The sequence below is a fragment of the Mycobacterium sp. 1245801.1 genome (genome assembly GCF_001673055.1).
GTDB lineage: Bacteria > Actinomycetota > Actinomycetes > Mycobacteriales > Mycobacteriaceae > Mycobacterium > Mycobacterium europaeum_A.
In genome coordinates, this window is sequence record NZ_LZKY01000150.1 from 19,986 (window position 1) to 35,031 (window position 15,046).

General features: G+C 61.0%; 7 protein-coding genes. 4 read left to right on the forward strand and 3 right to left on the reverse strand.

What is annotated here, in order from left to right; translation table 11 throughout:
- Together car and A5622_RS08920 are read right to left on the reverse strand one after the other, a co-directional pair.
- Positions 1-3,549 (reverse strand): carboxylic acid reductase, encoded by a 3,549-nt coding sequence (gene car / locus A5622_RS08915; RefSeq protein WP_066877929.1) that lies wholly within the window; start codon positions 3,547-3,549, stop codon positions 1-3.
- A gap of 348 nt (positions 3,550-3,897) precedes the next feature.
- Positions 3,898-4,569 (reverse strand): sigma-70 family RNA polymerase sigma factor, encoded by a 672-nt coding sequence (locus tag A5622_RS08920; RefSeq protein ID WP_232002167.1) that lies wholly within the window; start codon positions 4,567-4,569, stop codon positions 3,898-3,900.
- Between the two features lie 635 nt (positions 4,570-5,204).
- On the opposite strand from A5622_RS08920, the gene A5622_RS08930 reads away from it, so the two are divergent.
- On the forward strand, positions 5,205-8,522 hold the full coding sequence (locus tag A5622_RS08930) for a LuxR C-terminal-related transcriptional regulator (RefSeq protein WP_232002166.1): 3,318 nt from the start codon (positions 5,205-5,207) through the stop codon (positions 8,520-8,522).
- Between the two features lie 54 nt (positions 8,523-8,576).
- Here A5622_RS08930 and A5622_RS08935 read toward each other — a convergent pair whose 3' ends face one another.
- The gene (locus A5622_RS08935) at positions 8,577-9,482 is read right to left on the reverse strand and encodes an SAM-dependent methyltransferase (protein ID WP_066859826.1); all 906 of its coding nucleotides are present in this window, start codon (positions 9,480-9,482) and stop codon (positions 8,577-8,579) included.
- Between the two features lie 814 nt (positions 9,483-10,296).
- On the opposite strand from A5622_RS08935, the gene A5622_RS08940 reads away from it, so the two are divergent.
- The 3 genes from A5622_RS08940 to A5622_RS08950 form a co-directional block, all read left to right on the forward strand.
- Complete coding sequence (locus A5622_RS08940; RefSeq protein WP_156752897.1) at positions 10,297-11,457, forward strand: NAD(P)/FAD-dependent oxidoreductase; 1,161 nt, start codon at positions 10,297-10,299, stop codon at positions 11,455-11,457.
- Between the two features lie 1,008 nt (positions 11,458-12,465).
- On the forward strand, positions 12,466-13,254 hold the full coding sequence (locus A5622_RS08945; RefSeq protein WP_232002165.1) for a PIG-L deacetylase family protein: 789 nt from the start codon (positions 12,466-12,468) through the stop codon (positions 13,252-13,254).
- A 500-nt stretch (positions 13,255-13,754) separates the two neighbouring features.
- Positions 13,755-15,046: acyl-CoA dehydrogenase family protein (locus A5622_RS08950; protein ID WP_066877946.1), on the forward strand; the 1,292-nt coding region annotated here is incomplete at its 3' end.

Genomic DNA, 15,046 nt, shown 5'->3' on the forward strand with positions numbered 1-15,046 from the left:
TCACAGCAATCCCAAATGCCGCAGATCGGTGATGTATTTGTCGATCAGCGGCCTGCCGATATGCGGAATATCCTTGTCTGGACCGACTTTCGTGGCGCGAACTGCAGCGTGAAACACTTCAGTCGGTACCGGGGCACCGCGCAGGGGTGCCTGCGGTTGGTGATAGGCTTCGAGCAGTGCCAACACGCTGTACTGCCGCTGACGTTCTGGAAGTGCTGTCATTGCGGTTCTGAACCGTGTCAGCCACTCGTGGTAATCGGGGATGCGCGTGATTGAGTGCCCTGATGCGATAAGCCAATCCACAAAAACGTCTAGGGAGATGCCGTCGTCGTACGGGTTCAATACATCGAACGAGTGGAATCCATCACGCAACTGTCCCGAAAGCTTGCAAATGGACTCCGCAACAAAATCGGCCGGCAGCCCGTCATAGTGTGCTCTGGGCCGGAATTCGCCGTTTCGCTTCTGATAGAAGGACTGTGGTGCGATTCCGGTCACCAGCAAGCTGAAGACAAGTCTAGTGAAAGCATCTACGACGTTGACTTGCCCAAGATATTCACTGTGCGCAAGAATCATGTCCGGACGAAAGACATTGACCGGCAACGAATACCGGTCGTGCGCATTCCGCAGCAACACCTCGCCGGCCCACTTACTGTTGGCATAGCCGTTGGCGTAGCTGCCGTTGTTGGGGCGGACGGGGCTGACCACACGGATGTCCCCGTCTTCAATGAACTCGCCGTCCGGAACGGACATACTTACCGCAACAGTCGACACGTAGTTCACTGGCTTCATCCGCTGAGTGATTGCCAGACGTATAAGAGCCGCCGTGCCAACAACATTGGGTCCGAAGAGCTGCTCGTAGGGAAGCACGTGGTTGACGAGCGCTCCCGGGTGCACGATCATGTCGACCGTCTGAGCCAGCCGATCCCACGTCGCCTCATCCAGACCCAGGTCGGGTTCGCTCATATCCCCGACGACAACATCGAGGTGGTCGGCGGCAAGTTCGTGGAATCGGCGTAACAACACGGGGTCACCAGTGTCGAAGACGGCGTTTAATCGGACCTGCGCGGTGTTCGTGGACCCGGCGCGCAGTAGGCACACTAATTTGCCGCCGCTGCAGGCCAGTCGCTGCAGCCATTCCAGGCACAGGAAACGTCCTAAGTATCCGGTGGCCCCGGTCAGCAGCACCGTCCTTGGCTCACCGACGGCAGGAATGGACAGCGCCGCGGCACGGTCCAATGTTTTGGTGTCGATAAACTTATCCAGCGTCAGATCGCTTGCGTGCAGGTATTCGGCCGCGCGGCCATGCACGCGGGTAAAGCTGGCCCGCTCAGAGCTCGACTGTCGCTGTGTCTCAATGAAGTTGGCTAATTCTTGCAAGCTATTCGCTGGACCGATGAGCACGCCGACCGGCACCTCGACGCCGAAGATCTCCTGCAGCAGAGTCGAAAAGCTCAGCGCTGACAGGGAATCGCCGCCAAGATCGGTGAAGTGGTCGTTCCGGTCGACAGGATCGGTTCCCAAAAGCAAACCGACCGCGCGGATGACAATTTCGATCACCGGGAGATCATCAGCCAGCCGATGTAAGGCCCCTAGCTTGTCTTGCTGGAGGGCGGCCAATTCGATGTAGAGGAGCTCCAGCCGCTCACCGTATCGGTCGTTGAGGTTGGGCCGCAACAGCTTACCAACGCCGGAGAGCAGACCATTGGCGGTGGTGAACGGCTCGGTCTCGATCAAGTAATCGACCGGAATCTCATACGGTTGCAGCTGAGAGGCCTTGGCGGTCTCACGTAACGAGTCGCGCAGCGCCGATTTAAGCGCGGTTAGGTCTCCGTCGAAGTGCGCGAGAGCCTCCACCGTCGGCACTATCACGGCGAGCAAGGAGGACCGTTCGCTGTTGCCATAGACGAAAATTTGGCGTATCAGCGGGGCAGTCGCGTAGAGGGCCTCGAGGTTGGCGACGGCGACGAACTCGCCCTGGGACAGCTTCAACACGTTGTTGCGACGGTCGACGTAGACCAGGTGATCGGGCCCGACTTCGGCCATCACGTCCCCGGTGCGGTAAAAGCCGTCCTCGTCGAATACCGCGGCGGTGATCTCCGGATGGTTGTAGTACCCGGGAGTCGACGTCGTGGACTTCACCAGCAATTCGCCACGCGGATAAGGCTTGTCGGTCCGGAAATATCCCAACTCGGGGACGTCGACAAGCTTGTATTTAACGACCGGAGGCCGCAGCACGACGCCGTCCTTGGTGATGCCACCGACCTCGGTCAGACCGTAGCCGTCAACGAGGTGAACCTGTAAACGCGACTCGATAAACGTTCGCATCTCCGTGGCCAGCGGTGCGGTCCCGATGAATCCGCCCAGCACACGCCCGCCAAGCAGCTGCTGTCGCAACTCGTCGGCCGCCTGCGCTTGCGCCGTCTCGTCGTCGGCGCCTTCAAGCCGAAGCCGGTCCACCCCGGTGCGGAAGCGCTGAATCAGCATCTCGATGACACGGGGCACCACATATAGCTCCGTGGGCCGAACCAGTGCCCAGTCCTCGAATAGCGTCGAAAGCTCCGGTCCGGCAGCGAAATAAGTTGTTCCGCCAGCCCTGATGCAGGCTAACAACGCGATCCGCCCGCCCAAGTGGTGCAGTGGAAGGAAGTTGACGGAGAATACGGCTGCGTCGGGCTCGGCTGGAAAAGACATGGTCCACAGCCGCGAAGTCATCGCCTCGGTGTACATCGCGCCCTTGGGAGCTCCCGTGCTTCCGGACGTATACAGAATCATCGCGAGCCGCGCCTCATCCGCACCCAGGTAGGCCGGTTCGGCCGGGAGCGCACTGCCCTGGCTAATCACCTCGTTGAGCGTCTGCACCTGCACCGGCATCACTGCGGCGTGCAACAGCGCCAAGGCCCGCTCGTAGCTTTCTTGATGGTCGTCGACAACTGGTAAGTAGTCGAATACGACCAAGTGACGCAGCCACTCACCGCCGAGTGCGGCTTGAACCGCTGTATCCAAATACTCGGCACTGACGGCCAAAACGCGCGGTTTCGCTTCCGAGAGAATAGAACGTAGCTGAGCAACCGACGCATTATGCTGGAGGGGCACGCTTACCCACCCGGCGTAGGCGCATGCAACATCGATAGCGACGTAATCCGAGCTGGCGAAGCCGACAGTGGCGACGAAGTCCCCAGGGCTGAGCCGATAGTGGGTGTTTCGACACCAGGCGGTGGCAATCGCCCGCGCCCGCGCCCAGAGCTCGCCGTAAGTTAGTGTAGTGAAACTCGGCAATAGACGCGATGACGTCCGGCCGGTCTGCGGATCAGTAACCTGTTGCCGCGCGCGCTGACCGAACATGGGACGCCCGGCGTAGCCCTTGACGAGGGTTTCAATGACCTGGGGGAGGCGCAACCCAGGCTGGCGTGCTGCCTCAAGCACCTGGGGAATGGGCATTGCCGAGCGGAACTGCGGATCACTCGCACAGAGTTCACGGATCCGGCGAGCACGTCGCTCCTCATTCGAGTCCGCGGGCGCCCCGAGCTGTCGCGTTGCGTCACTGGCCATTTCGCCTCTTTCCCGTTTTTGGGCTCTCCGGTGGGAAAGGCGCGGAGCGTGCCCATTACTCGCATTGAGGCATGTGACGTCCAGCACAACCGTGCGAGCCGCTGTCAACACTCGGTGTTGCGATTTATGCCGGGTGGTCTTCCGTCGGGGTCGGGGTCGGGGTTTTGCCGTGGCGAAGGAGCACCGGTCATCTCACCGTGACACGCACAACGCATCCCGGCGATCGCACGGCGTGCCATCTTTAACAGGGCGATTGATCAAGCGCAGCGGACCCAGCACGATGACCTGTAGAACGCGCCTTGGTGCCGACGAGCGGGTCACAAACCCGTAGGGGAGGGCAACGCGGGTTCACCCCGCCCGGAGCGTCCCTACGTGTTGATCCGATGTTCTGCTGACCACGTCCGCTCCGACCGAAGTCGTGGTGAGCAATTGGCGAAGCTTCCGCCGGCCCCGATACAGGCGCGAGGCGACCGTCGCAGGGGAGGTATCCATCAGCAGCGCTATCTCCTGATGGCGCAGTCCATGCACGTCGGCGAGGTAGATGACGGTGCGGGAAGCTACCGACAACCGCCGCAGCGCATCGACAAGCTGGCCGTCCGGCATGGCGTCGAGCACTTCCGCTTCGGCGGACCGCAAAAACGTTGCTGTACCTAGAACGCGGTGGCACGCGCTTACATCGCTAATCTGATCGGTGAGCCTTTCAGCTGGCCGGCGCTGGGCGGCGCGATACTGACCAATCCATGTGTGGCTCATGATGGTGAATAGCCAGGCCCGCAGGTTGGTGCCACTTTGAAAAGTTTCGAACGCGGTGTAGGCGCGCAGCAGGGTCTCCTGTACAAGGTCCTCGGCATCTGCCGCGGTAGTAGTCAGTCGTCGGGCACGGTTGTGCAACTGGGCGACCAGCGGCAGAACGTCGTTGCAAAAACGGCGGTCTAGACCCGAGTTCCGGGCGGTGCTGTCGGTGATAGGCGACAGCACGGCGGCGCTGCAAGCACTGGTCGCGATCATCTGTTGTGACAAAATGTCTCCTTAAGGCGGCGCTGATGGCGCAGCCACGCGTACGGGTGAAGGGTTGACCGAGCGGATTTCGTTTCATCGGCGGCGCTCGAACCAAGGACCACCGACCGTTGCCATTGGGTCCCGCGCCGCAGCATCGAACGCTTAGTTGTCAGGCTGTCGTGATCGCGGTGGAGGTCCCTCCGACGGCAACGAACCCACGGCGCACCCAGCTGTGAAGCGAATGGCTAACTCACCACTGCATCCCCTTGGAACCTTGATGCATTCGTGTCGAAACGGTCATGGATGCGGTGGCCCGCCCTGCGATGCGATCGAACGTGTCACGTCTCGACTATTCGGTGTGATAAGACCAAGATCATCGGTCGAATTGCCGATAAATCGTTGCGCGATGTCGTAAATCGCGGGAGGAGCCGGACTCGACGAGTGGTTGCGACCCAAAGAGCTATTGCTCGAGAGCAAGGCAGGTTCCCGCCCTGAACGAAGGCTGACAGCAAGCCCGCGTGGTGCGACGGAATGCGATCAGGACCCGGGCAGTCACGTACGCGTAGGCAACCTATGCCGTATACGCGGTCGCAGGCTGAGGAATATACGCGATTTCGCCGATGCTGGTCCGGCGTTGTCGCAGCATGGTGGCGGGTATGGAGCACGTTGAACGACGTACGCCGATGTGGTCAATCGAGTGGAGTGAGCTTGGCGTGAGTCAGTCGGTGCCGACTGGCACGGTCACGCTGTTGTTGGGTGAGGTGGAAGCGTCGACGCAATTATGGGATTGCGCTCCTAGCGAAATGACGGCGGCCATCGCCAAATTGAACGCAGTGGTTTGTCGTGCGGTTGCTAGCCATGGTGGTGTGCGCCCGGTCGAGCAGGGGGCAGGTGACAGCGTTGTAGCGGCCTTCGCCCGGGCTAGCGATGCGGTGGCATGCGCGCTGGAGCTGCAGAAGGCACCGCTTGCACCGATACGGTTACGCATCGGTGTGCACACCGGTGAGGTGCAGTTGCGTGGTGCAGCAAATCATGCCGGAGACACCATCAATCGAGCGGTGCGCCTGCGTGATCTGGCGCATGGCGGCCAAACAGTGTTGTCCAGGACGACCGCCGAGCTGGTCCTCGATCGGCTTCCCGACGGTGCCTGGCTGATGGATTTGGGGACGCAGCACCTGCGTGATTTGGCGCGGCCGGAAGCGGTGATGCAGCTGTGCCACCCGGCGGTCCGCAATGATTTCCCACCGTTGCGTGCGGACATATCCGTGGGAGTCCATAACCTCCCTGCGCAAATTACCCGGTTTGTGGGACGCGACGAGGAAATCGACGAGGTGCGCCGACTGCTGGGAAGCTACCGCTTGGTCACGCTGACCGGTGCGGGCGGGGTCGGCAAGACACGATTATCGCAACATCTGTCGGCGCAGCTGGTTAATGAATTCAGCGGGGGCTTGTGGTATGTCGACCTCGCACCGATAAGCGGCGCCGACATCCTGGCCACCACGGTGGCTCGAGCTCTGGGTCTTTGCGACCAACCAGGCCGCTCGGCCATCGACAAGATCACGACGTGGGTCGGTACACGTCATGTGCTCATCGTGGTGGACAACTGTGAACATGTGCTGGACGCCTGTGCGGCGCTGATCAGTACCCTGCTCGCGCATTGCTCCGCACTGACCGTGCTGGCCACGAGTCGTGAGCCCTTGGGCGTGGCCGGCGAGGTCATCTGGCGCGTGCCGTCGCTGCCGATAGCCAGCGCGGCCATCGAGCTGTTCGTCGACCGCGCGCGTTTGGCACAACCCGACTTCCACATCACCGACGACAACGCCACAGTGATCAAAGAGATTTGCCAGCGCCTGGATGGGATGCCGCTGGCCATCGAGCTGGCCGCCGCCCGGGTGCGCGCCTCTTCGCTAGTTGAAATCCTTGAAGGGCTGCACGATCGTTTCCGCCTGTTGATCGGCGGTGCACGCACCGCAGCAGAACGCCAGCAGACGCTGCGCGCCAGCCTGAATTGGTCACACGCCCTGTTGAGCGAGCCAGAGCGCGTGCTGTTCCGACGGCTGGCCGTATTCATGGGCGGGTTCGATCTCAATGCCGCGCAAGTTGTTGCCGGCAGCGGCGAACTCGAGCGTTACAGCATCCTCGAGCAGCTCAGCCTACTGGTCGATAAGTCACTGGTGCTTGCCGAAAACTGTCGCAATCGGACTCGCTATCGAATGCTGGAGACGATGCGCCAATACGCCCAGGAAAAACTCGGCGACTCCGATGAGGCCGAAACTATACACACCCGTCACCGTGACCATTACAGCGGACTGGCAGCCATGTTCGAGACCTTGGCACCTACCGAACTTGAGCAACACGCCCAGGTCGCGGAAACCGAAATTGACAACCTGCGTGCAGCCTTCACATGGAGCATCGATAAGGGCGACCCAGACGGGGCGCTCGCCCTGGCATCCCACCTGCAGCCTCTGTGGCGACGACGTGGCAGGACCCAAGAAGGGCTGGCCTGGCTCGATGCCGCCCTTACCAACGCCTCCGCTCAGGCCGCTAACGTGACGCCTGCTATGCGGGCGCGCGCACTCGCCGATCGTGTCATGCTGAATGTTCTGGTAGATCCGGCAGGTAAAGGCGCCGCGACAGAAGCCGTGAAGCTGGCACGCGAAATCGGTGATCCAGCACTGCTACTCAGAGCGCTGAGCGCTTGGTGTTGTGTCGCGGCCTACAACGCGGAGACCGCCGAGGCGTCTTTCGCCGAGGCCCTCGGCTTGGCTCGGTCCTTATGCGATCTCACGGCGCTAAGCCAGCTGCTGCCAGTGCAGGCGTTTGCCGCGCTAGTCGCGGGCGACCCTCACGCCCAGCGCGCCGCCGCCGAAGAGGGATGCCATATCGCGCGGGCCATCGGTGATGAGTTCACCGCCCGGCATTGCAACTGGAACATCGCGATGTCGCACCTATATAGCGGCGAGCTCGATACTGCGATTGAGCAATTCAACGAGCTGACTGCCGGCGCGGACGCGCACCATGATCCGGTCTTCGGGATGGCCGGCCGCTTCGGCCTTAGTATTGCGCTTGCCTTTCGCGGTGAAACAACCGCCGCCCATACCAACGCTGCCGCTGCCGTCGAGCAGGCAGTGAGTCTTGGTGATCTCACGTTTATGGATGCGTTCACCTATGCGGGGCTGGCGCTGGCCGCCCTCGCCCGCGGCGATGTCGCGGCGGCAACCGAAGCCAGCGAGATCGCCCGACAGCGATTAAACCAACGGCGCGAATTTGCGGCGCTGTACTGGAATCCGATCGCCGAGGTGGCCCTGGCCAGCGGCGACCTAGCCACGGCCCGACGTCACGCCGATGAATTCGTTGCGGCAACCAGCGGCGTGAACGCATCGATGGCGCTGACTACACGCGCACGCATCGCGGCGGCACAAGCAGACTTTGCACAGGCCGAATCCGACGGGCGTCGGGCACTTGTCTGTGCGTCTAAAAGCCGCGCCTACTTAGCGATTCCCGATGCGCTCGAGTGCCTGGCCAGTGTGGCCGGCCAGCGCGGTGATCATCAAGAAGCGGCACGTTTATTTGGTGCGGCACAAGGGATCAGGAACCGAACCGGCCAAATCCGATTCGCCATCTACGACCGCTCATACCAGGCATCGGTTGCAGAACTTCACGAGGCGCTGGGGCACTTGGAGCGCGAGACCCTGTGGGCACAGGGCGCCGCCTTGTCTACCGAAGAGGCGCTGTTGTACGCGCAACGGGGCCGTGGGGCACGCAAGCGACCCTCCCGTGGCTGGTCCTCACTAACGCCGAGCGAGCAGGAGATTGTCCGGCTTGTCTGCGCAGGACTCGCCAACAAAGACGTTGCCGCCAAACTATTTATCTCACCACGCACCGTGCAAACTCACCTCACTCACATCTACCGCAAGATTGGCGTCAAGTCCCGCACCCAGCTCGCCCAACAGGCCGCCAGCAACCTCTCATAAGACATCGCAAATCGGTGTAGTGCTTCAGATAAGGACTTCGAATCCGGGGCCCTGCTAAGTGCGGACGCCGCTGAGGAAGCGGGTAAGCTTCGCGTACTCCGGAAAGTCGCCCGCGGGCGGCACGGCCCGGCCCACATCACGAAATAGCTCCTCGAGGTCGGCGGTGTAGGTAATCCATCCGCGTTCGTCTAATGACAGTGCTAGGTCGTCGTGAAGCTTGGGGAAAGTCACGTTACACAGGGCGCCTAGTGGATCGTGCTTCCGCGACATGTTAAGGAGATCGTTTATGGCTTTGCTCGCCAGCTCGGGTACTCGGGTGTCGACATAGTCAGCTGCGACTCGGCTTGCTCGTGCGCTCAAAGCGGTAATGGTGTCGAGTGTTTTGGTCTGTGCAGTCGCCGATGGGTGGCCGACGAAGAGTCCTTCGGCGATCCACGCGGTGGGCTTAGCCTCGTCGAAGCCGGCCTGCCGCAGCTTCGCGGGCCATTGCTGACCAACATCCATCGGCACGTAGCGGTGCTGTGCTCTCAACCGTGCGCTGTTGAGGTTCGATAAGATGCACTGTTTCCAGTCGATGACGGCGCGTCGGTCGATCTCGTAGATTGCCGTTGTGTCTGGCCAGTCCAAACGGTAGGCGCGACAGTCCAGCCCCGGCTCTAGGAGCACCACTTGCCTAATGCCTACTTGGGTTGCACCGTCAGCGAAGTCGTCGAAGGTTCTGCTGCGTATGCCGAAGTAGGCTGGAAACCAGTCAGCCCCGATATCAGATAATCCGGTTGCGCTATCGATTAACTGGGTCAGCGGTTCGTACTCGACTGCTCGGACGAGGACTTCTGCGAATGGATCGTTGATCACCGGGTCGAGATCCCGACTGGCCACCGCCCGTGCAGCGGCCGCGAGCGCGGACAGTACACCTCCGCAGGTCTCGAGCGTGCCGCATCCGTCAATGGGTTCTGTCAATTTTGGTTCCTTGCATGCTTGGCTTCCAGAACATCTCACGGATTCGACAGTCCAGGCCAGCGGTGAACCGGATAAGCTGGCCCATCCTGTGACCTTTGGAGCTACAGTCCAGGTTCGCTCCTCGAGCCAACTCAGCCACCCTCCTCGCCGAGCTTGGTGATTGTCGGGTGCCCGCACTATGTGCGGCGCTTTATCTTGGCAGCGAAACGCCTGTCTTCCCGGTTACGTTTCACTGCCCGCGAAGAGGAACGCTTGAACGCCATGTCGTTTTGCCCGTGTGAGTTATGTGGCACTGCTCACGGGCCAACGTCTAGGGCATGCGCCTGTACTGCGCGAAGCGCAGTGTCGACGCCGAGGGTCAGCAGCTAGCGAAGATTCGACCGTGACAGCCTGTCGAGCGTAATCATCTCCACTCCCGCAGCCCACCCGTGTGTGCCGAAGGCCACAGCACAAATCGCGTGATATCAGCTTGTTTTGAGAAGTTCCTTAAAGCAGTGGCTCCACAGACCAGGCCACCAAAGCCATCGGACGACGCGCTGGCCACTGCCTAATCGCGGGTCTGCCAAACAGAAGGTGCAAACAAGTGACGACACGTGTGGCAGGGCAGCGTGGGCACGCCGTGGTGGTAGGTGCGAGCATTGGTGGCCTGTTGGCGGCCAGGGTCCTTTCCGACCATTTCGAGCGTGTCTCTGTCGTGGAACGAGACGAACTGCCAGCACTTCCCGCTAATCGGCGTGGAGTGCCTCAGGGTCGTCACGTGCATCTCCTAACCCAGCGGGGCTCTCAAATCATGGAGCGATTGTTCCCAGGAATCTTGGGCCAGCTGGTCGATTGCGGAGTGGCAGTCTGGGACGACGGCGATATCAGCAAGGTTTACACTGCGCTCGCAGGTAAGTATCAGCTGCCGGCGTCAGGCTATCTGCGCAACTGGCAGCCGTTTTACTTTCCCAGCCGCCCGCTGCTCGAGTGGGCCGTGCGCAACCGGACTCAAGCGCTAGCGAATGTGAGCTTTCTCGAGAATCATCAGCTTGTTTCGTTGATGTCGACAGCCAACCGCGACCGCATTATCGGCGTATGTGTATTGCAACGTGGCTGTGCCGGCGAGACCAGTCATAGCCTCACCGCGGACTTGGTAGTTGATGCGACCGGCCGCGGCTCTCACCTGCCGATTTACTTACAGGAACTTGGTTATGGAAGTCCACGCCAGCAAGAGGTGACGGTGCAGCTCGTCTATGCGAGCCAACAAGTGCGTCTGCCGCCGAATCACCTTGCGAGGTACGCGATTGCGGTGCCACCGCGGCCGGAGAGGCCAACGATATGGGCGCTGAATCGACAGGAAGCGCAATGGATCCTGACCGTTGGCGCGATGGGCGGCGAGATGCCACCGATGGGTTGGCACGAGCGAGTGTGCATGGCTGCTGGTCATGTGCCGCCGGACGTGCTTGAGGCCTTACAGGATGCGCAGCCAGTCGGTGAGGTGGCCGTGCATCGGCTGCCGTCGAATCGGTGGCGTCGTTACGACGAGATGAAGCGGTTTCCCTCCGGCCTGCTAGTGGTTGGCGACGCGCTGTGTAGCTTCAATCCGATTTACGGCCAAGGGATGACGGTTGCCGGACTAGAAGCGCTACTGTTGGGCGAATGCCTGCGGCGGGGCCAGCTAAATGATCTCGCATCCCGGTTTTTTGATGGGGCCGCAAAGACGGTCAGGGTCGCCTGGCAGCTGGCAGTGGGTGCTGACTTGATGCTGCCGCAAGTCCCCGGTCCACGCCCGCGGACCATGCGCATTACTAATGCGTACATGGAGCGCGTGATGGCCGCGGCGGAGGTCGACCTTGGTGTGACCGAGCAGTTCTTGAGGATCACCGGCATGCTCGACTCACCAGCGCGCATGCTGCGGCCTACCTTCATGTTGCGCGTGGCCATGGCCAACCGACGCCGAGCCACCCCGTCGCGGACGGTCGTCCAGGGCCGCTGATCGCGACGGCGGTCTCCCGCGGCCGTCGGTTGCCTGATTCACATCGCTGGTTCGTTTGTGTTGGCATCACAGATGTGTTCGACGTAGTAGGTAGCCGCAAAACCTGAACTTGTGGTCCGGTGGCACAAAGGGCCGGCTCCTACACGCCGCGGCGCCTGAAGATGCTCCCCGGCGGCCCTGCCACCGAGTGCTGCTTCTTCTGCCCGTGACAGGCCAGTTGACCGCGTATGAAAAGCAGGACGAGTGCTATCTCGAGGGTACGTGCGCAATCAATCTTCTTAGGCGTTTTGGCGCCGAATTCCGCTGCGACACAGCGCAATCGCCGCACCAGCTGTGCGTCACCCGATGTGGTACATCATTTGCCTACCGCGATGATCATGCGAGGCACCAAACAGATACGCCATCAATTGAACGAAAAATACGTGCTTCGGCCGATGTTCGATTTGGTGTCACCTGATGGACTGCACCCCATGGGTTTTGATGACGGGTCTCCGCACCCCGACGATGACAAAAAACTTCTCTGTTCTGAGTTGCCTGCTATTGCGCGAGACTAGCTCGGTTTGTCTCTCGCGAGTCCCTAAGCGCGATTGCGGGGGTTGTGGACGGCCAACGACGGCATCCGCAACCTCACCGACTCTCGCCTGTCACACCGATGCAGCCTGCTTAAGGCTGCATTCCACCCAAAAAGACCACCATCGGCACGACTGCACAGGCACCAGCGGCTAGATCTTTAACAACGTTGCGGTGCGCAAATGATCGGCAATGCCATGCATGTGTTCTCACGATATCTGTACAGCTCAAGTGAATCGAAGGATAATGTTATGAGCAACACGCGTCCGAGCCTAGCCTCGGATCTGGACACCCATCTCGCACTTATCGATCCCGTGGGTTTCGCAGCTAGCGACCCCGATCGGGCGAGGGACTTCTATCACGCGATAAGCGAGAGAAGGCTTTTCGCAGAATGCATCTGCCGGACGAAGCGTCTGAACGGCCCCAACCCCGAGATGGTTGAGCCGACGCCTGCACCTTTCGAGCGGTACTGAAGTGCACTCACAAAGCGGTCAACATTTGCCGCAACTTCTGCACCCCACTGACGAAAACTGGACGACCGCACTTGCCATCGTGGCCCACCCCGACGACCTCGAATACGGCGCCGCTGCCGCTGTCGCACGTTGGACCGCCCAGGGCAAACACATCACGTACTGCCTCGTCACTAGTGGTGAGGCAGGCATCGACGGAATGGCACCGGAAGAGGCGGCTCGTGTGCGTCAAGAGGAGCAGCGCAAGGCCGCAGCGATCGTCGGTGTAAGCGACGTCTGGTTCCTCGGACACGCTGACGGTGTGTTGGAATACGGGTTGCCACTGCGACGTTCCATCGCTAGTGCGATCCGTCAGGCGCGCCCCCAGGTAGTGATCACCGACAACTATCATGAGACCGTCGGCCCGGGTTTCCGTAATCAAGCCGACCACATGGTAACCGGACGAGCCGTCATCGATGCCGTTCGTGATGCCGCGAATCGCTGGGTATTTCGCGAATTGGTACACGAGGGCCTCGAACCGTGGAGCGGGGTGCAAGCGATCTTCGTCGCCAATTCACCCCTCGGTGCACATGGCGTTGACGTGACCGATACGTTCGCCACGGGCATCGCCGCGCTGAAAGCACACGCGGCCTATTTCGCTGGACTAGGGGGCCCACAAACCATCCCTGAGCAGCCGCTGGATGCATTCGCGCGCATGACGGGGAGCCGACTTGGGGTCCCGTACGCGGCGCTCTTTGAGGTGGTGCCCGTTCGCTAACGCCAGCCGCGTCACGCCGACATGGTGCGAAACAGCGCCACAGGAACGAAGCAGACCATCCGTTGATGGAAACATAGTCGGAGATCAGATGAATCTAGCTGCATCTAGCGGTAATTCACGCCATGTTAGCCGTAGCTCATTTTGGGTCGAGCGTTATGAAACTCGGCAGCGCCGTACCGATATTGCAGATGCACGACCCGTTGCGAGCAGACGCGTGGGCGTGGTGGAGCATCGACGCCCTTCAGTGCTCGAAGCGTTGGAATTCTGGTCGCTTGACCACTCCTGTGGTAGGCGTCGCCGCTGCGATGCGGCTCGCCCAAGCATGTTGAGCCCCAACAGGACTCGGACTGGGTCACATCCAATCTGCGCTTGCGACCGCTAACGAACCGCGGAATCCGCAGCGATTTGTGCATGACTGCTCACAGGCGACCAGATCTGAGTGAAACGCGACGATGTCTTGCGTTCGCCGTATCAAAGCCTATCCCGCACTGGAGGAAGACATGGAGAGTAAGGCCGTCCCGTCAGATGCTAAACAGTCAACTTACGGTACTCACCGTGTTAGCAATCAGCCGCCGCCACTAGGGTCCCCCAATCTGGCCCTGTACCCAGCGCTTCGGGACGCGTTAATTCGCGAGGGCGGCGGATGGGGTGTCGACGAGGTGACCGCATTCGGCGCCGTCTGTGCTAGCCCTGAGGTTCAGTACTGGAGCGAGCTGGCCGACCGCAACCGGCCAGTCTTGCGTACACACGATCGGTACGGTCACCGTATCGACGAAGTCGAATACGACCCGAGTTACCACCGGCTGATGGCACTGGCGATTGGTAACGGTCTGCACGCTGCACCGTGGCGCGACCGCCGGCCCGGCGCTCATGTCGTGCGGGCGGCCAAGGTGTCGGTTTGGGCCGATCAAGCGATCTTGTGTCCAATCTGGATGACATACGCGGCGATTCCCGCCTTGCGGCACAGTCCTGACCTAGCTGCGGTGTATGAGCCCTCGCTGACCAGCCACACCTATGTTCCCGGCCTGAGCACACCGTCTGCAAAAACTGGCATCACCGCGGGGATGTCGATGACCGAGAAGCAGGGCGGTTCCGATCTACGTGCCCTTACTACCAAGGCTATCCCGAACAGCGATGGCAGCTTTTCTATCACCGGCCACAAGTGGTTCACCTCGGCGCCGATGTCGGACGTCTTTTTAGTCGGGGCCCAGGCGCCGGGCGGCATCAGCTGTTTCCTGGTGCCCCGAGTATTGCCGGACGGCAGCCGCAACAGGATGCGTCTACAGCGGCTCAAAAACAAGCTCGGTAATCATGCAAACGCTTCCAGCGAAGTCGAATACGACGGCGCCACTGCGTGGTTGGTTGGCGAGCAGGGCCGTGGGACTTCCGCGATCATGGATATGGTCAGCATGGGTCGGTTGGATGTCGCGACTGGAAGTGCCACCCTCATGCGGGTCGCCCTAGCCCACGCCATCCATCATGGGCTATATCGACAGGCTTTCGGCGCGGCCCTGATCGAACAACCACTCATGCGCAACGTGCTCGCTGACCTGGCGGTGGAAGCTGAGGCCGCCACCATGGTGACCATGCGGTTAGCCGGTGCGGCTGACAACGCTATTCGAGGCGATTCGCGTGAGAGCCTATTCAAGCGCATCGGTGCCCCGGCCACCAAGTACTGGCTGTGCAAGCGCACTACTCAATACGTTGGTGAGGCAATGGAATGCCTCGGTGGGAATGGCTACGTTGAAGACTCAGGCATGCCCCGGTTGTTGCGCGAGGCGCCGCTGGCCAG